This is a genomic window from Bradyrhizobium sp. CCGUVB4N (genome assembly GCF_024199945.1).
In the GTDB taxonomy this organism is placed as follows: Bacteria; Pseudomonadota; Alphaproteobacteria; order Rhizobiales; family Xanthobacteraceae; genus Bradyrhizobium.
The window spans coordinates 6,523,680-6,544,402 of record NZ_JANADP010000001.1 but is presented as its reverse complement, the minus strand read 5'-3'; the positions used below and the strand labels follow the sequence as shown (position 1 = coordinate 6,544,402).

At 62.6% G+C, this 20,723-nt stretch carries 19 protein-coding genes and 1 pseudogene; 15 read left to right on the top strand and 5 right to left on the bottom strand.

Annotated features, from left to right (window positions below; all coding sequences use genetic code 11):
* Positions 1-2: 2 nt before the first annotated feature.
* The 3 genes from NLM31_RS30335 (at position 3) to NLM31_RS30325 (ending at position 2,715) form a co-directional block, all read left to right on the top strand.
* Positions 3-548: a TRAP transporter small permease gene (locus NLM31_RS30335; RefSeq protein ID WP_254194681.1), complete on the top strand. Its 546-nt coding sequence runs from the start codon at positions 3-5 to the stop codon at positions 546-548.
* Positions 539-1,831, top strand: a complete 1,293-nt coding sequence (locus NLM31_RS30330) for a TRAP transporter large permease (protein ID WP_254132798.1) — start codon at positions 539-541, stop codon at positions 1,829-1,831. The genes NLM31_RS30335 and NLM31_RS30330 overlap by 10 nt, the downstream gene beginning before the upstream one ends.
* Positions 1,832-1,908: 77 nt before the next feature.
* A complete protein-coding gene (locus NLM31_RS30325) occupies positions 1,909-2,715 on the top strand; it encodes an SDR family oxidoreductase (protein ID WP_254194680.1) in 807 nt (268 codons plus the stop codon).
* A gap of 9 nt (positions 2,716-2,724) precedes the next feature.
* Here the strand turns inward: NLM31_RS30325 and NLM31_RS30320 are convergent, their stop codons facing one another.
* Genes NLM31_RS30320 through NLM31_RS30305 form a run of 4 tightly spaced genes read right to left on the bottom strand, consistent with a single transcriptional unit; the run spans position 2,725 to position 6,981 of the window.
* Positions 2,725-3,423 (bottom strand): substrate-binding domain-containing protein, encoded by a 699-nt coding sequence (locus NLM31_RS30320; protein ID WP_254194679.1) that lies wholly within the window; start codon positions 3,421-3,423, stop codon positions 2,725-2,727.
* Positions 3,420-5,549 (bottom strand): molybdopterin cofactor-binding domain-containing protein, encoded by a 2,130-nt coding sequence (locus tag NLM31_RS30315; protein WP_254194678.1) that lies wholly within the window; start codon positions 5,547-5,549, stop codon positions 3,420-3,422. Before NLM31_RS30315 ends, NLM31_RS30320 begins: the two co-directional genes overlap by 4 nt.
* On the bottom strand, positions 5,546-6,016 hold the full coding sequence (locus NLM31_RS30310; protein WP_254194677.1) for a (2Fe-2S)-binding protein: 471 nt from the start codon (positions 6,014-6,016) through the stop codon (positions 5,546-5,548). The genes NLM31_RS30315 and NLM31_RS30310 overlap by 4 nt, the downstream gene beginning before the upstream one ends.
* An 8-nt stretch (positions 6,017-6,024) precedes the next feature.
* The gene (locus NLM31_RS30305; protein WP_254196299.1) at positions 6,025-6,981 is read right to left on the bottom strand and encodes a tripartite tricarboxylate transporter substrate binding protein; all 957 of its coding nucleotides are present in this window, start codon (positions 6,979-6,981) and stop codon (positions 6,025-6,027) included.
* 252 nt (positions 6,982-7,233) lie between these two features.
* On the opposite strand from NLM31_RS30305, the gene NLM31_RS30300 reads away from it, so the two are divergent.
* The 5 genes and pseudogenes from NLM31_RS30300 to NLM31_RS43470 all read left to right on the top strand — a co-directional run bounded on the left by NLM31_RS30300 (position 7,234) and on the right by NLM31_RS43470 (position 11,780).
* Positions 7,234-9,324 carry a molybdopterin-dependent oxidoreductase gene (locus NLM31_RS30300; RefSeq protein WP_254194676.1) on the top strand — a complete coding sequence of 697 codons (2,091 nt, stop codon included), beginning with the start codon at positions 7,234-7,236 and terminating at the stop codon, positions 9,322-9,324.
* Between the two features lie 132 nt (positions 9,325-9,456).
* A complete protein-coding gene (locus NLM31_RS30295; RefSeq protein WP_254194675.1) occupies positions 9,457-10,239 on the top strand; it encodes an enoyl-CoA hydratase/isomerase family protein in 783 nt (260 codons plus the stop codon).
* Between the two features lie 791 nt (positions 10,240-11,030).
* Entirely contained in the window at positions 11,031-11,207 is a 177-nt protein-coding gene (locus tag NLM31_RS43480) for a hypothetical protein (protein WP_375167510.1), read from the top strand.
* Positions 11,204-11,500: pseudogene (locus NLM31_RS43475) on the top strand (transposase). Before NLM31_RS43480 ends, NLM31_RS43475 begins: the two are co-directional and overlap by 4 nt.
* A 97-nt stretch (positions 11,501-11,597) precedes the next feature.
* On the top strand, positions 11,598-11,780 hold the full coding sequence (locus NLM31_RS43470; protein ID WP_375167557.1) for a transposase: 183 nt from the start codon (positions 11,598-11,600) through the stop codon (positions 11,778-11,780).
* 390 nt (positions 11,781-12,170) lie between these two features.
* Here the strand turns inward: NLM31_RS43470 and NLM31_RS30285 are convergent, their stop codons facing one another.
* Positions 12,171-13,337: a hypothetical protein gene (locus NLM31_RS30285; protein WP_254194674.1), complete on the bottom strand. Its 1,167-nt coding sequence runs from the start codon at positions 13,335-13,337 to the stop codon at positions 12,171-12,173.
* 1,043 nt (positions 13,338-14,380) lie between these two features.
* Here NLM31_RS30285 and NLM31_RS30280 point away from each other — a divergent pair.
* The 7 genes from NLM31_RS30280 (at position 14,381) to NLM31_RS43460 (ending at position 19,583) form a co-directional block, all read left to right on the top strand.
* Positions 14,381-14,704: a DUF736 family protein gene (locus tag NLM31_RS30280; RefSeq protein ID WP_254194673.1), complete on the top strand. Its 324-nt coding sequence runs from the start codon at positions 14,381-14,383 to the stop codon at positions 14,702-14,704.
* A 548-nt stretch (positions 14,705-15,252) separates the two neighbouring features.
* Positions 15,253-15,702, top strand: a complete 450-nt coding sequence (locus NLM31_RS30275; RefSeq protein ID WP_254194672.1) for a hypothetical protein — start codon at positions 15,253-15,255, stop codon at positions 15,700-15,702.
* A gap of 99 nt (positions 15,703-15,801) precedes the next feature.
* Positions 15,802-16,248, top strand: coding sequence for a hypothetical protein (locus NLM31_RS30270; RefSeq protein WP_254194671.1), 447 nt, complete (start codon positions 15,802-15,804; stop codon positions 16,246-16,248).
* A 393-nt stretch (positions 16,249-16,641) separates the two neighbouring features.
* On the top strand, positions 16,642-17,730 hold the full coding sequence (locus NLM31_RS30265; RefSeq protein ID WP_254194670.1) for an IS110 family transposase: 1,089 nt from the start codon (positions 16,642-16,644) through the stop codon (positions 17,728-17,730).
* A gap of 796 nt (positions 17,731-18,526) precedes the next feature.
* Positions 18,527-18,784, top strand: coding sequence for a hypothetical protein (locus tag NLM31_RS30260; protein ID WP_254194669.1), 258 nt, complete (start codon positions 18,527-18,529; stop codon positions 18,782-18,784).
* A 182-nt stretch (positions 18,785-18,966) separates the two neighbouring features.
* Positions 18,967-19,407, top strand: coding sequence for a DUF3363 domain-containing protein (locus NLM31_RS43465; protein WP_375167509.1), 441 nt, complete (start codon positions 18,967-18,969; stop codon positions 19,405-19,407).
* On the top strand, positions 19,377-19,583 hold the full coding sequence (locus NLM31_RS43460; protein ID WP_375167556.1) for a DUF3363 domain-containing protein: 207 nt from the start codon (positions 19,377-19,379) through the stop codon (positions 19,581-19,583). The genes NLM31_RS43465 and NLM31_RS43460 overlap by 31 nt, the downstream gene beginning before the upstream one ends.
* The last annotated feature ends 1,140 nt before the right edge of the window (positions 19,584-20,723 follow it).

Below are 20,723 nucleotides of genomic sequence, written 5' to 3'. Positions count from 1 at the left end.
AGATGACAGACCCACACGTCGCAGACAACGAGCAGAAGGCGGGACGTCCGTCGACCAGTCTGCTGTCGCGGATCAATGCGCCCATCGCCCGGGCGGGGATGTACCTGTCCGTGACCGGACTGCTCGTCATCGTCACCATCGTGTTCTACCAGGTGTTTGGGCGCTACGTTCTCAACTCCAGTCCGACCTGGACTGAAAATCTCGCGCTGGTCCTGATCCTGTATGTCACGCTGATCGGCGCCGCCGTCGGCGTTCGCGATGCCGGACACATCGGCATGGACAGTCTGCTGGTGATGCTTCCGGATCACCTGCGAGAGAAGGTCGAGCTCGTCATCCATGTCCTTGTGGCTCTGTTCGGCGTGGCGATGGTCTACAACGGCTGGATCCTCGGTGCTTCGGTCGGGACCGTGCATATCCCCAATCTCGGCTTCCCTGAGGTCGTTCGCTACGTGCCGCTGGTTGCCTCCGGCATTCTGATCGTCTCCTTTTCAATCGAGCACATCATTGCTCTCCTGCGTGGCGAAGAGGTCGTCCCCTCATGGAACTGATTATTCTCGGCGCCACGTTCTTTGGCTTCCTGATCCTCGGCGTACCGGTCGCCTTTGCGATCGGTCTCTCGGCCATCTGCACCATCCTCTATGAGGGCCTGCCGGTCGCCGTCATCTTCCAGCAGATGATGTCGGGGATGAACATCTTCTCGTTCCTGGCCATCCCGTTCTTCGTCTTCAGCGGTGAGCTGATGCTGCACGGCGGCGTTGCCGACAAGATCGTGCAACTCGCCAAGAATCTCGTCGGCCACATCCGCGGCGGTCTCGGCATGTCGAACGTGGTCGCCTGCACGCTGTTCGGCGGCGTCTCCGGCTCGCCCGTGGCCGACGTGTCGGCGATGGGCGCGGTGATGATCCCGATGATGAAAAAAGAGGGGTTCGACACCGATTACGCCGTCAACGTCACCACCCACGCCTCGCTCGTCGGCGCGTTGATGCCGACCAGCCACAACATGATCATCTACGCGCTCGCCGCCGGCGGCAAGGTCTCGATCGGTGCGCTGATCGCGGCCGGCCTCCTGCCGGCGCTGGTGCTGATGATCTGCATGCTGGTTGCCGCTTACGCCGTCGCAGTGAAGCGCGGCTATCCCGCCGGCAAGTTTCCCGGCTGGGCCGAGGTGTTTCGCTCGTTCGCGGCCGCACTGCCGGGCCTCCTGATCGTCGGCATCATCCTGACGGGCATCCTGTCCGGTGTGTTCACGGCAACTGAATCTGCCGCTGTTGCCGTCACCTACACGATCGTGCTGACGTTCTTCATCTACCGGACCATGACCTGGAGCAACTTCCTGCACGCCGCCGCCAAGGCGGTGAAGACGACAGGCGTGGTGCTGCTGCTGATCGGCGTCTCCACCATGTTCCAGTATCTGATGGGCCTGTATGAGGTGGCCGACTTCGCCGGCGACCTGATGAGCAAGGTCTCCTCGCAGCCCTGGATGATCTTCCTGCTGATCAACATCATCCTGTTCGTGCTCGGCACGTTCATGGACATGGCGGCGACCATCCTGATCTGCACCCCGATTTTCCTGCCGATCGCGATGAAGGCGGGCATGGATCCGGTGCAGTTCGGCATGCTGATGCTGATCAACTGCGCGCTCGGGCTGAACACCCCACCGGTCGGCACCACGCAGTTCGTCGGTTGCGCCATCGGCGGCATCTCGGTGGGCGCGGTGATGCGGACCATCCTGCCGTTCTACGCCGCCCTGATCGCAGCGCTGATGTTCGTGACCTACGTCCCGGCTTTCTCGCTGTGGCTGCCCCGTCTGCTGATGGGATACAAGGGATAGCTGTCGTGCGTTCGCCGGCATTGGCCGGCGAACCGCGCTTGCGATAGTTTGCGTCACAGCAACAGGAGAATCTGTCCGTGACTGACTATCGCAAGCTCTTCGACCTCACCGACAAGACGGCCGTGGTGCTCGGCGCCGCATCGGGCATCGGCAAATCGTCGGCCGAGGCGCTGGCCGGGCTCGGCGCCCGCGTCGTCTGCGCCGATCGCGCGCTTGACGCGGCAGAGGCGACGGCTGCGGGCATCCGCGACAAGGGCGGCTGGGCGGAAGCAGCTAGCTGCGACGCCGCGAGCGCTGGCGACGTCAATGCGCTCGCCAAAACCGTGATGCAGAAATTTTCGCGGCTCGACATCGCCGTGACCACGCCCGGGCTCAATATCCGCAAGACCATCCTCGACTATACCGAGGAGGATCTCGACCGCGTGCTGAACCTCAACGTCAAGGGCACGGTGTGGTTCTTCCAAGCCTTTGGCCGCATCATGGTCGAGCAAAAGGGCGGCAGCATCATCGCCTGCTCGTCAGTGCGCGCGGTGACCATCGAGCCCGGCCTTGGCGTCTACGGATCGACCAAGGCGGCGATCGGTCTCCTCGTGAAGGGCTTTGCCTCCGAGGTCGGCCGCTCCGGCGTGCGCGTCAACGCGATCGCGCCGAGCATCGCCGAGACCGCGCTGACCAGCCCGTTCAAGCAGCGGCCCGACATCTACAATCTCTACGCTGGCCACACCGTGTTCAACCGCTGGAGCAGCGCCGACGAGGTCGCCACCGCCGTCGCCTATCTCGCCTCCGATGCCGCGAGCTATGTCAGTGGCAGCACGCTCTTTGTCGACGGCGGCTGGACCGGGGTCGATGGCCCGCCGACCGGTCTCACCCAGCTGCACACATAAGGTTCGCATCTAGCCGGCAAATCCGACGCGCTGGCGCAGCTCTTTGTGATCTGCGCCAGTGAGCAGGGCGATCAGCGCGGACGCTTCGTTCGGGTGCGCCGCTTGTGTGGTCACGCCAGCCGTGTACATCGTCACCAGCTCGCAGCCCGGCGGCAACGAACCCGACAGCGCGATGCCGTCGGTCGCGATGATCTCGGTCGCCTGCGTGCACCCAATCGGCCGCGTCGCAGTGGACGTCGCCAGCTCGCGCATCGCCGTTGCGCCGTTCGGAAAGATCTTCAGGCGCGACGTGAGCTCATAGGCGATACCGAGCTGATCCAGCACCTTTGCAACGTGCTGGCCCGCGGTCGAGGCCTTGGTGTCGGGAACGTAGATGGCGTCGGCGGAGCGCAGGACCTCGCGCAAATCGGCTTCCGTCCTTACGGTCACCCTGGGATCGCGGCTGCGGACCGCCAGCGCGGTCTCGACCCGGCCGACATTGGCGATCGAGGCGGGAACGACAAGCTTCTCCGCGGCAAGCTTTGCAAGGAGGGCCTGCGTCAGGATCACGAGATCGGCCGGCGTGCTCGCGCGCAGCTTGTCCGCCATGACACCGACCGCGCCGAACTCGCCGTCGATGCCAAATCCGCTCTTCGCCTTGAAGGGCTCGCTGATGCCGCGTACCAGGCCTTGCGCTGCGCCGCCGCTCAAGATGTTGACTGTGGTCACGATGCAAGCTCCATGGCTGCGATGATCTTGTCGCGTGTGATCGGGAGGTCGCGCACGCGTACGCCGAGGCAATCGGAAACCGCGTTGGCGATCGCCGCCGTCACCGGTCCGTGCGCGGCTTCGCCGGCGCCGACGGGCTCGATCTCCGGTCGCTGGATGATCTCGACATCGACCATGGGCACCTCGCTGAAGGTCAGGATCGGATAGCCCGTCCAGGAGGTCGATGTGATGCGCGACGGATCGAACCGGACGCGTTCCTTCAGCACCCAGCTCGTCGCCTGGATCGCGCCGCCCTCGATCTGGTTGATGACGCCGTCCGGATTGATGGCCTCTCCGACGTCGACCGCAAGCGTGAGCCGCCTCACGCGGATGTCGTCGGTGCCTTCGATCTCGGCGATGGCGGCGCAATAGGCGCCGGTGTTCTTGTAGCGGGCAAAGCCGACGCCATGGCCGATGCCGGATCGCCTCTCGGGTTTCCAGGCCGCGCGTCGCGCCGCTGCGCAGATGACCTCGCGTGCCCGCTCGTCGCGGAGGAGCCGCAGGCGAAACGCGATCGGGTCCTCGCCGCGCAAGGCTGCGATTTCGTCGAGCAGGGATTCGATGGCGAACACGTTGCCCCGTGCGCCGAGAGTCCGCAGAGCCGAGGTGCGCACCGGCATGGTCAGCAGGCGGTGACTCGTGATCGTCCAGGTCCGGAGATCGTAGAGCGGAACGGAGTTGCGGTCGCCACCGCCGCCATTGGCGGCCGGTGGATTCGTCGAGATCATGCGAGGGTATGGACTTGCGATCTCGGATGCGGCGAGCAGGGCAGGCTGCGCCGCACGCCCGGGCCGCGCCGCGTGGCCGTTGCTCCAGATCGCATGGCGCCAGCCGACGATCTCGTTATCCGCATCGAGATCGGCCTCGATCTCGATGGCCATCGCGGCGCCGAACGGTGCGTGGGACATCTCGTCGTGGCGCGACCATTGCACCCGTACGGGACGGCCGCCGGCAGCTTTCGCCAGCAGCACGGCATCGAGCGCGACATCGTCGGCGGCATTGTGCCCGTAGCAGCCCGCGCCCTCCATATGCTCGACGACGATGTTCTCGGCCGGCAGCTTGAGCACGATCGCGAGATCGGCGCGGAGCAGATAGACGCCCTGGCTGTGCGTCCAGACATGGAGCCGCTCGCCATCCCATCGCGCCATCGCGCAGGACGGTGCTATGGAGCCGTGTGCGATGTAAGGGCGGGTATATTGCCGGCGGAGCGTGCGTGCAGCCTTTGTCGTCACCGCCGCCTTGGTGTCGATGACGGTCGTTTCGACCGGCTGGCTTCTCAGGAAGCCAGCAAGATCGTTTTCATCCGGCAGCGGCTCGCCGGCCGTCCATGTCGCGCCCTTACGCAGGGCTTTCAGCGCCGCTTCCGCGGCGATCTCGCTGTCGGCGACAACGCCCGCAAAGCCACCGTCGCGGACGATCGCGATGAGCCCGGACACAGCGCGCGCGGCTTTTTCGTCGAGCGCAGTCAGCCTGGCGCCCGCGGTGTCCGGCCGCAGCACGCGTCCATGGACCAGCCCCGGCAACGCGTGGTCATGGATGAATCGCGGCCGCGCGAACACCTTGTCGGGTATGTCGACGCGCTGGACCGAATGCCCGGCGACCGCGCGCTTGGCGGCAGTCTTCGCCGAAGCCCCTGCGGTCGCATCGCGATCCAGCGAGACGTCACCAGCCAGCTCCCAATAGCTGGTTCTGACATTACCGGGCCCGGAGATCGTGCCGTCCTCGACACCGAGCAGCGATGCGTCGACGCCGAGACGATCCGAGGCTGCCGCGAGGAAGCGCTGGCGTATCTCGGCGCAGGCGTGGCGCAGCGCTCGGCCGGACTGCTGGATCGACAGGCTGCCGGAGGTGACACCCTCATTCGGGCTCGCAGCCGTCGAGGCGCGGATCATCTCGATGCGGCCGATCTCGACGTCGAGCTCGTCGGCCGCGATCTGCGCCAGTGCCGTGACGATGCCCTGGCCGATTTCGACCTTGCCGGGCGAGATCGCGACACGGCCTTCGCCGGTGAACTTCACCCACGACGATAGCTTTGGATTGGCGGCCAGGCTGACCGGCAGTTTCGGGGCAGGGGCCGGCGCACTCATGACGTCGCCATCTCCGACGCCGCCCGAAGGACGGCGCGGACCATGCGGTTATGCGATCCGCAGCGGCACAGATTGCGATCGAGCGCCGTTCTGACCTCCGCCTCTGTCGGTGACGGATTGCGCTTTAGCAACGCCGCCGCGCTGATCAGGATCCCCGAGACGCAGTAGCCGCATTGCATCGCCTGTTCGGAGATGAAGGCGCGTTGCAGCGGGTGCGGTTGTTCGGCCGTGCCGAGGCCCTCCAGTGTGACGACTTGCTTGTCCGCCACCGACCACATCGGCATGTCGCAGGAGGCCATCGCGCGGTCGTCGACCAGGACGTAGCAGGCGCCGCATTCGCCGGCGCCGCAGCCGAAATGCGGACTGCTGATGCCGAGCCGGTTACGCAGAACGTCGAGCAGTGTTTGGTCTGGATCGGTGTCCACTGCCACTGGCGCGCCGTTGAGCTGGAACTGAATGGTGGGCATGACCTGCCTCAGGACTTGTCGAACTTCTTGACGACATCCGCCCATTTCGCGATGTCGCCCCGCAGGAACTTGTCGAACTCCTCCGGCGTCATCGACATGGGCACGGCACCCTGTTCGGTCCAGAGCTTGACGATGTCGGGCCGCTTCACCATCGCGTTCACGGCGGCGTTGAGCTTGTCGATGACGGGTTTTGGCGTGCCCACAGGGGCCATCAGGCCGAGCCAGATCGTCGCCTCATAGCCGGGAACACCCGCTTCGCCGGCGGTCGGCACATTGGGCAGCACTGCGGAGCGTTGTTGGCCGGTGGTCGCGAGTGCGCGGACCTGGTTCTCGCCGATGTTCGGCGCCATCGCGGGCACCGCGTCGATCATCATCTGCACCTGCCCGCCGATCACGCCGCTGCGCGCCTCGCCGCTGTTGCGATAGGGGACATGGACGATTTCGATACCGGCCATCGCTTTGAACAGTTCGCCCGCCATGTGGTAGGGCGTGCCCTGGCCGGACGAGGCGTAGTTCAATTTGCCCGGCTGCGCCCTGGCGAGCGCGATGAACTCCCGGAGCGTCTTCGCGGGAACTTGCGGGTTCACCACGATGACGAGATCGGAATAGTTCACGGGTGCGATCGGCGCGAGGTCGCGCATCAACTCGTATTTGCGCTGCTCCGGCGTCAGCAACGATTCATTCGCGGTCTGGGTGTTGGACATCATCAGCAACGTGTAGCCGTCGGCCGGCGACTTCGCGGCCTCGACCGTGCCGATGACGCCACCGGCACCGGTGCGGTTCTCGACCACGAAGGGCTGGCCAAAGCGCTCCTGTAGCACTTGGCCGATCAGCCGGGCAGCGACATCCGCCGGTCCGCCGGCGCCGAAGGGAACAACGATGCGGACTGCGTGCGCGGGGTAGCCTTGCGCCAGGGACGGGCTCGCGGAGAAAGCGGTGAGCAGGCCGGCGGCAAGCGCCAGCATCAATTGTCGGGCCGTCACACCCACCTCCCTGAACTCGTTTTTATTGGCCGGCACTGTAGCGGCAGCGGGCGCAGACTGTCGACGCCTCCCAAAGTCGATTTCGGTTGGAGTATCGGGCCGTTTTCGGTGTGGCCGCGGGGCATTTCGCAGTCGCGGGAGGAACAGGCCGGGCGCACGGTTTGAGCATTTTGCATGGGCATTGCCGGATAAATGCCCTCGGCTGCCTCTTATTTTGGTGTTACCAAATTGGTCATGAACCAGCACGCCAAGATCGAGATCCGCCACTCCACCTGTCCGCACGATTGCCCGTCGGCCTGTGCGCTCGATATCGAGGTGGTCGAGGGCCGCAGCATCGGCCGCGTTCGCGGTTCGAAAAAGCAGACCTATACGGCTGGCGTGGTCTGCGCCAAGGTCGCTCGCTACGCCGAGCGCATCCATCATCCGGAGCGGGTGACGTTTCCGATGCGCCGGATCGGGCCAAAGGGCTCCGGCCAGTTTGCGCGGATTTCGTGGGACGAGGCGCTCGACGAGATCGCCGATCGCCTCAATCAGGCCGAGCGCGAGTTCGGCGCGGAGTCGATCTGGCCCTACTATTACGCCGGCACGATGGGGCTGGTGATGCGCGACGGCCTCAACCGTCTCACGCATGTGAAAAAATACTCGCGCTTCTACCAGACCATCTGCGCCAATGTCGGGCGCATCGGCTTCGCCATCGGCACCGGCAAGATCGCGGGCGTCGATCCGCGCGAGATGGCGCTCTCCGACCTCGTCGTGATCTGGGGCACCAACCCCGTCAACACGCAGGTCAACGTGATGACACATGCTGCGCGCGCGCGGAAGGAGCGCGGCGCGAAGATCGCAGCTGTCGACATCTACGACAACGAGACCATGAAGCAGGCGGATATCAAGATCCTGCTGCGGCCCGGCACCGACGGCGCGTTTGCCTGCGGCGTGATGCATGTTCTTTTCCGCGACGGCTATGCCGACCGCGCTTACATGGACAAATACACTGACTGCCCCGTCGAGCTCGAGGCGCATCTGCAGACGCGCACGCCGGAATGGGCATCTGCGATCTGCGGCGTGCCGGTGGCGGAGATCGAGGCCTTCGCCAAGGCCGTCGGCGAGACCAAGCGAACCTTCTTCCGGCTCGGCTACGGTTTTACGCGGTCGCGCAACGGCGCGACGCAGATGCATGCGGCGAACTGCATTCCCGCGGTCACCGGGGCCTGGCAGTACGAGGGCGGCGGCGCCTTCTTCAACAATTACGCGCTGTGGCGCTTCAATGAAGCCGTCATCGAGGGCCATGATGCGATCGACAAGACGGTCCGTGCGCTCGACCAGTCGCAGATCGGGCGCATCCTCACCGGCGATGCCGAGGCCCTGCTGGGCAAGGGTCCGGTCAAGGCGATGCTGATCCAGAACACCAACCCGATGACAGTAGCGCCGGAGCAGGCGCTGGTACGGCAGGGCTTTGCGCGCGAGGATCTGTTCGTCGCAGTGCACGAGCAGTTCATGACCGAGACCGCGCTGATGGCCGACATCGTGCTGCCCGCGACCATGTTCATGGAGCATGACGATCTCTATTACGGCGGCGGCCACCAGCACATCTCGGTCGGCCCCAAGCTGATCGACCCACCCGATGAATGCCGCTCCAACCACCAGGTGTTGCAGGCGCTGGCGCCGCGGCTTGGCGCCAAGCATCCGGGCTTCGAGATGACGCCGCGCGAATTGATCGACGCGACGTTGAAGCTCAGCGACCACGGGGATATTGCCGGTCTCGAAGCCGACATCTGGCGCGACCTGCAGCCGGACTTCCGCACCTCGCACTATCTCGACGGCTTCGCGCATCCCGACAAGAAATTCCACTTCAAGGCCGATTGGGCGCATCCGCCGTTCGGCCAGACCATGGGCGATTTCGACAAGATGCCGTCGCTGCCGGATCATTGGGCCGTGATCGAGCACACCGATCAGGCCCATCCGTTCCGGCTTGCGACCAGCCCGTCGCGCAGCTTCCTCAATACGTCCTTCAACGAGACCCCGTCCTCGCAGGCGCGCGAGGGCAAGGCGAGCGTGATGATCCATCCGCTGGATGCGGCTGCACTCGACATCGCCGACGGCGACGCCGTGACGCTCGGCAATACCCGCGGCGAGACCACGTTGATTGCGGCCCTGTTCGAGGGCGTGCGGCGGGGCGTGCTGATCGCGGAGTCCGTGCATCCCAACAAGAATCATATCGGTGGCCGCGGCATCAACATGCTGACCGGTGCTGATACGATCGCCCCGATCGGCGGCGCTGCGTTCCACGACAACAAGGTCTGGATCAGGAAAGCGGCCGCGGCCTGAGCCGCGCTCGTGCCCTGATCGCGCGCAAATTTGCGTCGAGGCGCTAAAGCCGTCGCGCGTGATAAATTGCCCTTGCACCGCGCGCCCGAGCTGCCGCAAATGGCTGCAAACCGGAAGCAAGGAAGCTGCGTCATGACCGACACCACAGGCGTCATCACCGAGAAGCGCGGGCAGGCGTTCTGGATCACCATCAACCGGCCGGAGAAGCGCAACGCGCTGAACGGCGACGTGATCGCGGGCATCACCCGCGGCTATCGCGATGCGCATGACGACAAGGACGTCCGCGTCATCGTGCTGACCGGCGCGGGCGACAAGGCGTTTTGCGCCGGCGCCGATCTGCAGAACTCCGGTGCGGCCTTCGCGATGGATCATTCCAGGCCGAACGTCGATTATGCCGATCTGCTGCGTCTGTCGCAGAACGCGACGAAGCCTGCGATCGCCCGCGTCGGCGGCGTCTGCATGGCTGGCGGCATGGGCCTGCTTTGCATGACCGACATGGCGGTCGCGGCCGATCATGTCATCTTCGGCCTGCCGGAGGTGAAGGTCGGTGTGTTCCCGATGCAGGTGCTGAGCCTGTTGCAGGAGATCGCACCGCGACGCCTCGTCAACGAATGGGCGCTCACCGGCGAGCCGTTCGATGCGAAAGCCGCGCAAGCTGCGGGCCTGCTCAACTACGTCGTGCCGACAGCCGAACTCGACGCCAAGGTCAACTGGCTGATCGGCCGCGTCGTCGACAAATCCCCGACCGCAATCCGCCGCGGCAAATACGCCATGCGCGCCATCGCCTCGATGTCGTTCGACGAGAGCATCGCCTACACCGAATGCCAGATCGCACTGCTCGCAATGACCGAGGACGCGAAAGAGGGGATGAAAGCATTCAGTGAGAAGCGCAGGCCTTTGTGGCCGGGGAGATAATAGTCAAGCTGGACCTACCTCTAGGCACGGCTATTGCTTGAGCAGGCGGTGGCTCCATCCGCGAGGTAATTAGCTTATATTCGGGGGCTTGCTGCCTCTAGTGCCGCTAACAGAGAGTCAGCTGCTTCTGCTGGCGATTCAATGCGAAATCCCATAATTTTGTCACTCATCGCATATTGAGGCTGCAGCGAAGCATCCTGTTGTTGGAACGTTGGCCGACTTAAGGGGGCATTCTTGACGTGGGATTTGGGGCTACTTTGTGCAATCTTGCAAACTAGGCGCCCTGCTGTTGCGGCTCAGTTTCCCGACGCGATGCCCTCATCCAGCCCTATACCGCACGAAGGCCTTATGATGAGGGTTGCATCTTGAACTTGATCTGGTCAAACAGTAGACTGTTTGATGGTTCAAACAGAATGGTACCAACTTGTCGTGTCCACTGTGCTGGTCTAGCTCGGTAGAGTAAAGCCGCCCGACCGCGCGCCTCCAAAAGCGCCGTAGCGGCGAGCGGCTTTGCGGTGGTTATCGGCTGCCGACCTCTTGCGCGAGATGATGAGCTGGTGCCCAGCGGCTGATGGAGATGGAAGCCGCAGGCCAAACCGGTGCAGCCTACGGCGCGAAGGAAGCCAGGCATTTGGCTCAGCTCAACGGCTAGCGCACTGGACCTTGGAGACTCGGGTAGGCACGGTCGAGGTTCGCACCCCAAGCTGTGAAAGGGCTCCTGCTTTGACGGTTTCCTCGAGCCGCGCCGGGTGGCCGAGAAGGCGCTTACCACCGTGGTCTAGGAAGCCTATGTGCTGGGCGTTTTGATCCGCTCGGTGGACGACGTTGTGCAGGCGATGGGCATGATCGGTGTCTGCACGAGCGAAGTGAGTCGGCTCTGCGCAGAGATCGACGGCAAAGTGAAGCGTTACTCGCCCGGCGGAACGAGGACGACTGGCCGCATCGGTGCATCGACGCCAACTATGTGAAGGTGCGCGAGCAGGGCCGCGTCGTGTCGGTCGCGGTGATCGTCGCAGTCGGTTTATAACAGCGATGGCCGGCGGGAAGTTCTAGCCACTGCGTCAAGTTGGTCGTCTCCGACGCCCATGGGGGAATCAGGGCCACCGTCGCCAAGGTGCTCAACGCGAGCCGGCAACGCTGCCGCGTGCCCCTCATACGCAATGCTCTTGGCCCATGCCGGAAATGCGGCCGCCGGATCGTCTCGGCCTTCATCGCCACCACGTTTGCACAGGACGATGGCGAAGCCGCTCGCGCCCAATAACGCAAGGTCTCCATGCTGGCCAAGCTTACCGGTTTCCCGGACGAGGCCGAGACCGGTGTGCTCGCTTAAATGACGTTCCCCGTAGCACCGAACCAATCTGCACTGGACCAATCCGATCGAGCGCCTCAACGGCGAAATCAAGCACCGGACCGAGGTTGTCGGCATCTTCCCCAATGAAGACACCATCGTTCGCCTCATTGGTGCGATCTTGCTCGAGCAAACGACGACTGGGCCGTCCAGCGCGCTCGCTACATGGCGCTGGAAACCATCGCGCCATTGAGCGATGAACCGATCGTCAGTCTTCCGGCGATCGTTGGCTGACCTTCCCGGCTCTTGCTGCTGAACGCGGTCTCCCGCCGCCAGCTACATCATCCAACGTGACATGATGCTGAGGTGCAGCGGGCCATCGCGGTTTGACTTTTTCAGTGCAGGAATAATCGCCTTCCAAAAAGCCCGGGACCGCATCCAATCGTTGAGCTGCAACGGGCTCCTGGCGGGCCTTTTCGTCTTCTCTCGTCCACCGCCAGCAAACAGAGGAAGTCGTGATGAAACTGTGCGGTATATCGCCCCATTTTATGAGTAAGTGAACCGCGAAATTGTCGGGTCAATAATGAATACGAAGAAGGTGACGCTGCACTAACCGTAGAACAGCGATTTGTGCCACCAGCCGTCATTCCAGTAGACTGGCGTCTGATGGACTGGTCACCTTCGTTCTTTCCTCTCGCCGCTTTTTGGTGCCTGAGATTAACTGTTTCCGAGTACGCTTCGCATAAGTCGGCAGCTGTCGCAATGAGCGGTGTCGGCTTGCGGTTCGCAGCTCAGAATCTGTGAGGTCGCTATCTGCCCCTTCGGTAAAGCCGCCGTGTCGAAACGAGGTGAATGAAAGCTCTTCTCGTAGACCGGCCGCGCGAACTACCTTTTTCACGACACCTCGCAGGTAGCGAAGATCCCGTCTAGCGGTGATCCATGGCAGCGGGTTAGGTGATCTCCGGTGCTTATGGTCGCGTCGAAAGACGAGCCCTGAAACGTAGACCTGTTTGATCTCGTCGAGTTCGGTCATCAATTCGGGAAACAAAGTCTCGCCATTCTCGTCGAAAAGTGGCCACCAAGCTTCTTCGCCATTCTTGGGATGGACGATGCGCACACTATTTGGGCGCTCCTTCGGTCGATAGTGCCTGATCTCGAAAGCACCGAATACGTGCTCTTCTCGCTGGAGCCACTCCCACGCGACAAGTGCTGCCGTCGCCACAGATCGATAGCCAAGTTCGCTCGCCTTGACACGAAATGCGACGAGTTCGTCCCACGTCGCAGTGGGTGTCTCGCGTATCGGCTGTCCTGGCGCGCGCGTTTTCAGGCCCATCTTTGAGAATGGGTTGACGGCGGGCACTCTCTTTTCTTCTGCCCGCTGACCGACGAACCAGGCGCGACGACACGCCGTCATCGCGGCATTGGCGAAGCGGCGGCGTTCACGTCGGACGACGTTTCCGTCGGCACCTTGTTCTTCGACAATGAGTAGCTTCGCATAGACGGCGTCGACGAAACCTTTCGTAAAGTCGTCAATCTGCTTCGACCCCGCGCGTGTGCCATCTTTCAACAGGTGATCGGAGAACAGTGCCAAGCCTTGCTCATAAAGACGTCGGGTTTTGTGGTCGATTTCCCTAAATTTCTGATGAGCCTTGAACACGCCGGCGAGCCAGTCAAATGATCCGGGCGTGATGCCGAGGGGCACCAAGTCCGTAAGGCCACGAGAACGCCAGCTGTCGAAAGCCGGCAAGAGAATGTACTCCGCGCGTTCGACGGCCGCGGCGTAATCCTCGCCGAGAGGCTCCGCCTTCACATGACATCCCTGTTCACGGGCCCAACTCGGAGGCTCGAAAAAGTAGGCCCATCGGCCGCTCTTTAAGGGCTTCCTTCTGCAATACCGAGGTAATTTTGAAGCAGTCTTCGGGGGCCTCATACCAGCACTGCCAGATCGGTTGACGGCCGCTTCTGCCGGATAGCGCAGGCCCGCGCGACATAGTCGTCTACGACCACCTTAGACCAAATTGGCTCCCGCGATCGGCCCCGGATTCGGCAGCTCGTCGGCGCTGGCGCAAGTCCCTTGGAGATGGCGCGCAGGAGTTCGTTCACACTCCGGAAATCGAGATAGGCAGCGAGCATGTCAATTCGCATCTCAGCTGGCCAAGCAGCGTTTGCGGGATAGCGAGGCAAGCGCGTGCAATGCCGAGATGTGGCAACAAGCGAATCGCTATCGCTACTTGGTTGGGCTGCGGAGCTATCGATCGTCATGAAGCAGAGCAAACATCATTCAACGGATTAAGCAACTCCAAGACAAGCAAAATTGCCGCATCATGCGCCCAGGTCGGAGTACCGGCGTCATCTCGATCAGGCTGATCGCTATTTCGTCAAATCGATCATCTTCGCGTTATTGAGCCTTTTGACGTACCTCGCTGCGTCAGCAGCGGCGTTTCCGGCCGTGAGCCTCGCTGCACGGTGTGATGATGAAGGAGCCCGGATCGCTTCGATTTTAGTCTCTTTGCTTGCCTCTTAGCGATCGTCGTATTGATCAGTATCGAGATGCACATCGCGCCAATTTCCGCGAAGTGACGCGCTCTGCCGCACATTTTGCTCTTCAGTTCCGTAAGACACGATTCCCTGCTCATGACGCTACGACCTATGGCAGCTGTCGCGCCGTCCGAAACCCTCGCACGCTGCTTTTTCCCCGCCGGCATGACGGCTCCTCGCGGCGCTGCGCTCCCAAAAAGCGCTCACTCGGGTGCGCCGCTGTGCTTCGCCCCAAGGGTTCGGCTGCGGTCCCGGCCGCCATAGCGGTCTCGCCATCGCAGGGGATCTGCCCTGCGGCAATGAAGGAGACAGACAATGACTGCAATCGGAGTCGTCACTCGCAATGATAACGGCGGCTTCAGAGGGCAGCTCAAAACCTTGTCCACCCGTGCCGATATCGACATCGTGCTCAACCGCGACAAATCGGCCGATACCCAGCCAGATTTCCGTGTCATCACCCAGGGCGTCGAGATCGGAGCCGGCTGGATCCGACGCGGCGAGAGCAGCGGCAAAGACTACGTCAGCCTGTCGGTCGCTGCACCAGAGCTTGGCTCCCGCAAGCTCTACGCCAACCTCGGCCAAGCTGTTGGTTTGGGCGACGAAGGCGGCTTCCTCTTGATTTGGAATCCCGAGAAGTAGCTAGCTCAATATTTTCGGCTCCCGCGCATCGTTCGGGAGCCCTTATCTTGTGTCTAGGATGCCAGCTTTGGATCGCTGTCGCTCGTAACCAGGACGAATTTTTCCGCCCGATGGCGCGTTCCCAGCGTAGGCAATCGGAGACGGAACGGTTCTCGATCTGTGTGCTTCTGGAGCGCCGTACCACAGCGACCGTGAGCTTCATTGGGAGGAGGTCTTCAGGACATTTCTCGCTCAGTGAGGGGCTTGGTTGGCGCTGCCCCTCACCTGCAAGACCTTCTTTTGCCCTCCGTTGCGACAAGTCGGTCGCGCGTCGCAGCTCTGCTGCTCAGCGCAACCGCGTTGCGCACCGTCGGATACGCGCTCCTCGCGGGGGCGCCAAAACAAGGTCTTGCCCCCGAAACCCCGGTCTCGCCGACGGGCAGGCGGCATGGCGGTGGCCACGCACGCCGCGCAGACTGTCAGACGCCCTTTCGAGGGTCCGAAAGCGAGAAGTCACGATGGCAAAATTGACGAAAGCGGAAGCCAGAGCCCATGCTTAGGCCGAGGAATTGCTGAAAAAAGACGTTCTCAAATACGAGGAGGGGAGGTTCGTTCTCGATCATTGGCACGAGGGTGCAAACAGCATTAATGGAGCGTCGGGGGCGTTTTTACGCCGACAGGGCTTGCGCGAGACTTCGCGATCGACGCCAGCGGCGGGCGGACGATCGACCCTCTGTGCGGGAATTGGGGCGCTTGCTTTTCACGTGTTTTGTCGAGCGCAATATGCCCGCGAGCGGGGCGACGCGCAGCCAGAAATCGTCTGTATCGAGCGCAATCCTTCCTATGTCGAGGTTGGCCGCAAGGCGGTTCCGGAGGCCAAATGGATCTTCGCGGATCTGTTCGATTTTCGCGTCGCGAGCCTAGGACACTTCCACTGCGCGATAGCAAACCCACCGTTTGGAACGTGCCTTTCCAGCCGTCGTGCTGACAAGGAGAGTCCGCACGGCACCCCACTCTAAGGGCCGGAAATGGACCGCGCTACACCGGGCGGTCGTTTGAGTTTCACCTGATCGAGCTTGCCGCCAAACGTCGAAATCGTCTGCGCGAATTTCGAGGACATGCTGCGCAAGAAGGCTCAATCATCGGTCAATCCAAAGACCGAACTGCGCCTGATCTGGGTCGAAACGGGGCCGTCGGCGGAGCGACAGGACGCGCCGCTTCCCGAAATCGAGGCCAGCGCGGAGGCTGGAATCTGGCTCGAAGAGCGTCTGATTCAAGCGGACTTGTTCACGGAAGTGGTCCCTCCGGGGCGAAGCGCTCACGCTTCCGCAGTCAATTCGGCCGGACTTCGCATGGAGCTGACCGTTGGGCTGCTCAGTTTCGATGTCCTAGAGGGCAACCCGCCGTTGCCAGCTCAGCGCCACTTGGCGCCGAGCTGGCTAGCGCAGGCAACCTGTCGCATCAAGGTCGATGCCCGGCCCGGCGAAGAATGCGCCGTCGGTCCGACCACGATCAGGGCTCGAAGCGCCCCGTTTCCATCGAAGAGTCGCATTCCCACTGAGTAGATTTTCACGTGAAGTTTGAAGGCGCTCGACGTTTTTTCTCGTTCGAGACAGAAAATCACCTTACCGACGCAGGAATCTGCACCAATCCGCGGAGTTCGAAGGAGGGCGCCCGTTAAGCGGTTAGATTTTTCATATTTTTGCTAGGCGTCAGCTCCCTAAAATGCGGACGTCCCGCCCAGTATTTTGCTGTTGGCGACGCTTCATGGTGTGCTTGCAAAGGTCCCATCACAGCAGAGAGAGGAAGCGTGAACGGGTGGGAGAGCGAGGGGCGAAAATGCGAAAATTCGGAGTGCCGCCCGTAATCGGTCTGCGCCGGGACTTGCCGCTGCTGACGTGGCTCAGCGGCCGAATAAACCGCACACTGCGCCGCCTCAGCAACGCGGGAGGCGTGCGATGGAATGGTTCTGTGGACTGGATGTCGGCATGGATGAGAGCGCGATTTGCGTGGTCGACGACAAGGGGGAGGTGGCCCTGCAAACCGCGGTCGTGACCGATCCGGAGGCGATCAAGGCGGCGCTCAGACCGTATCTCGGCCGCTTACGGCGGCTCGGTCATGAGGCCGGTGCGCTGTCGCCCTGGCTGCATCCGGAGCTCGTCAAACTCGGCTTGCCGGCGGTCTGTCTGGAGACCCAGCACGTCCGCGCGGCGCTCAAGGCGCAGCGCAACAAGACCGACAAGACGGATGCGCTCGGCATCGCCCACATCATGCGCACCGGCTGGTTCCGGCGGGCTCATATCAAGAGCGAAGCCTGCTACCGGCTGCGGCTTTTGTTGACGCACCGGCGCAATCTGAAGCGCAAGTTTCTGGACCTCGAGAATGCGGTCCGGCACTCGCTGAAGGCGTTTGGCATCCGCCTGAACCGGGTCGGGCGGGGCGGTTTTGCGCAAGCGGTGCGCGATGCGGTGGCAGAGGATGCGCTAGTCAGCGAGCTGATCGACGCCATGCTGAACGCGCGCGCGGCGCTGTGGAAGGAGTACTGCCGGCTGCACAATCTGGTGGTGAAGCTGGTCGCCGGTCACGCGCTGTGCCGGCGCTTCATGCAGATTCCGGGCGTTGGTCCGATCGCGGCGCTGAGCTTCATGACCGCGATTGACGATCCTTCCCGGTTTAGGCGCTCGCGCGACGTCGCCGCCTATTTTGGCCTGACCTCGCGGCGCTGGCAGTCCGGCTCCTCGATCGACATCCAGGGCCGGATCAGCAAGGCCGGCGACGGCGACGTGCGCCGCGCGCTGTACGAGGCGGCGAGCGCGCTTCTGACCCGCTACAAGAAGAAAGACAAGGTCAGGAGCTGGGGTCTGGCGCTCGCCAAGCGCAGCTCGCACCGCAAGGCAACCGTGGCGGTGGCGCGCAAGCTCGCCGTGATCATGCACGCGATGTGGGTCGATGGCACATTCTATTGCGGCGATCCCGATGCTGCAAAAGCGGACGTCAGCGCCCGCGCCGCCGTCAAGGAACGCAGGCTGCTCGCGCCCCTCGCGTGAGGTCGCAGGGGCAGATTTGGGAGACCGATTGAGCTGATGAACGCGACGTTTTGAACACGGAGCTCCGCGACGAGCGGATGAGACCTGGTGCAGATCCACGACGACGGAACGCACGTTATCTTGCGTGTGGCCACGCTCCGGAAGGAGCGACTGGACCACGCCGAAGTGCCTGTGATGTGGCTCCGTCAGACCGATGGAAAGATGCGCCGCGACGGTTACCGGCTGCCTTGTTGCAGCGTATTTATCCCCGTCGACGAGCGCGGAAACCTGCACGGCGCACCGGGACTCTCGTGCTCGGCGAGGCTGCGCGGCGTAGATGCAAGGACCTTGTCACAGCAGAGAGAGGAAGCGAGAATGGGCCAGAGCAAACAACCAACACGCCCGATTAAACCTGCAAGATAAAACCATTGGCGATACAGAGCGCCGAAGCCGTTGTCTGCACATCCCAGATTTAGCGCCGTCAGGCCTTGCGATGTCGCCAAACCAAACGTATAGCGAAGGTTTCCTTTGTCGATTGCGTCTGCGTATTGCCGCGTTGCCATTGGTCCTACATATCGGCGGCATTCTTGATGTGGGCGCTCACCATGGATGCGACCGACGACGAATTGACGTAAAGCTCGGCAAGCTTGGCAATCGTCGAGCCAGAAAAACGGCAAGCTAATTGAGACGCGTTCGGCAGGTGGCTCAGAAGGCCGCGCCGAGCTCGCGACGAGGCTCGTCATTCTCGGGCGGTAAGATCGGCCCGCTGTCATACCTACGGAACGACGCTTGCGCGATGCGGGCGCGCGAGCGGCCAGTGCGTGTCGTGATCAGGGAACGCATCGTCCGTATCAAGTCGGACGAGAGAGGCACAGTTCGAGCGCATTTGCGTTACGTTCAATGCGACAGTGTCACGCGCGAGGGGGCGCTAGGTGGGCTGCGCGATGCTGAGGCGGACCGCGCCGACGCTAAGGCTTTCACCGAGCGCAAGGCGGGGGACCGCCACCAGTTCCGCTTCATCGTCGCGCCTGAGGACGGCGCAGAACGGTCAGATATGAAGCGGTCTATTCGCTGAGTCGTGCGTCAGATGGAACCGGATTTTGGTGCCAAGCTCGATTGGGGCGCAGCCGATTACTTCACGCGGCATTCACATAGTCACGTGGTGCTGAGAGGCAGGGATGACCAAGACCAAGATCTTGCTATCGCAGCACGGCTGCACTTCCCTTGGCTTCTGCGCGCTAGCGGCCATTGTCCGGGATGCGACCGATGGGCGCCTTAGCCTTGCGGCGCTGCCTCAAAGGAATTCGTCTCGGCGTACGGCACGAACTGGACGGCCGCGGACCCTTGAACAGATGGGACTTGCCGAACAGGGCTCCCCGGCCGCTGGCGGCTCGTGCCGCGCTTGAATCAAAGATCAGGCGCTTGCATGAGCGCGGCGACGTCATCAGGACCATGCACCGCGAGCCCACTGGATCGAGCATCGAGAGGCCGGCCAGCAACTACCCGATTTTCGCCCCTGAGCTAGATGGTCGGTGCCTGGTCGGACGGATCATCGGTGAGCGGTTTTCGGATGAATTTAGCGAACGTCGTCATTTTGTGGTCGATGGTGCAGGGGGGAGGACGAACTTTGCCGAGATTGGCGGCTTGCGCGTCAACGATGATCCGTCATTCGGAACACGATCGTTGAGCTCAGATTGAGTAGTACTGAACGGCGGGAGATTAATCGGACTATCTCGAAGATGGCTGTAGCAAATCATGGGATCGACAGGGACGAACTCCTTCGGGAGTTCGACCCGAATGCCTCCGGGGAGTTTTTCGCGTCTCATGCGCGGGGATTGGAGGCTCTGCGGCAGGACGGAATGGTCGCCAGCTGACTGACTGGAGCTGGAAAGTCGGCGCGGGCGATCTTGATTGGGCGCTTCGGCACGAAAAAGGTGCACCGCTCGCGCAATGCTGTTCGAGTCGCAGTTCTGTCTTGACAACGGCTCGAGGATTTATTTCAGGCGGTCGGTGCGCCCCGGCTATACTGTAAGCTAGTATCTAGGGAGAAAGCAGGTTCTCTACGCGCGGAATATGCCGGGCATGCTTTAAGGGGGCGAACTGTCCCGCGCCGCTGCAGACATCTCGGTTCGCACCGGGCTCGAATATCGGAACGCGAAGTTCGGTGACCAAAATATCCGTCCGGCGAACGCCGCCTTGCCGAATGAGGCGTGTTGTTGAGAACCGTCCTTATGGACAGTGATAGGCGCAGTGCCCAACTCGAACGGCTTGAGGTGGTGGACACGGGTCGGCGGCGGCGCTGGTCCTAGGATGAGAAGCTCAAGGATCGTCATGGAGAGAGCTTACAGGGACCTCGCCAGGTGACCGCGTCGGCGGGGCGATATTTCGCGCTCATTGTTGCTACGATGGCGGCAGTTTTTTCGCCTCGAGCCTAAGGAGGCGACCGGGCGACGAATCGGGGTCGTGCCAGCGAGGATAGTCCCGGACCCGGGGGCGCCCGGTTCAGTCGGGCCGGCTGGCAGCGGGACGATTGAGATCGAGTTTGCGGCCGGGCCCCGGATGCGGATCACGGGTGCGGTCGATGTAGCGACACTGAAGGCCGCGGTCGCGGCGCTGGCAGATGGACGCCTAAGGTGATCCCCGTTGCGTGGGACGTGCGGATGTGGATTGCGACCGGCCGCACCGATATGTGTCGCGGCATGAACTCCCATCGATCCCGCGACGGGAATCTTATTCGCTGGCTGCTGACAACTTCATGTCAGCAGCCTTGGCGTTCGAGACGGGAATGATGGGCAGCTGGAGGCCGGGGGCCTTCACCAGGTGGATACTGACAAAGTTAGCCGCGTGCACCGGTGGATGCTGATGTCGTACAGCGGCCGCTTTGCCGTGATCTAGCGACCTCACGACTTCGCGCCGGTGCCTTGGCAGCCGGTTTGGTGCTAGCGCGAGGGCACGTGCTTGCGTTGGCGGGAGGGCATATCGTGATCGTCGGCTATCAAGCGCGGGATAACGCG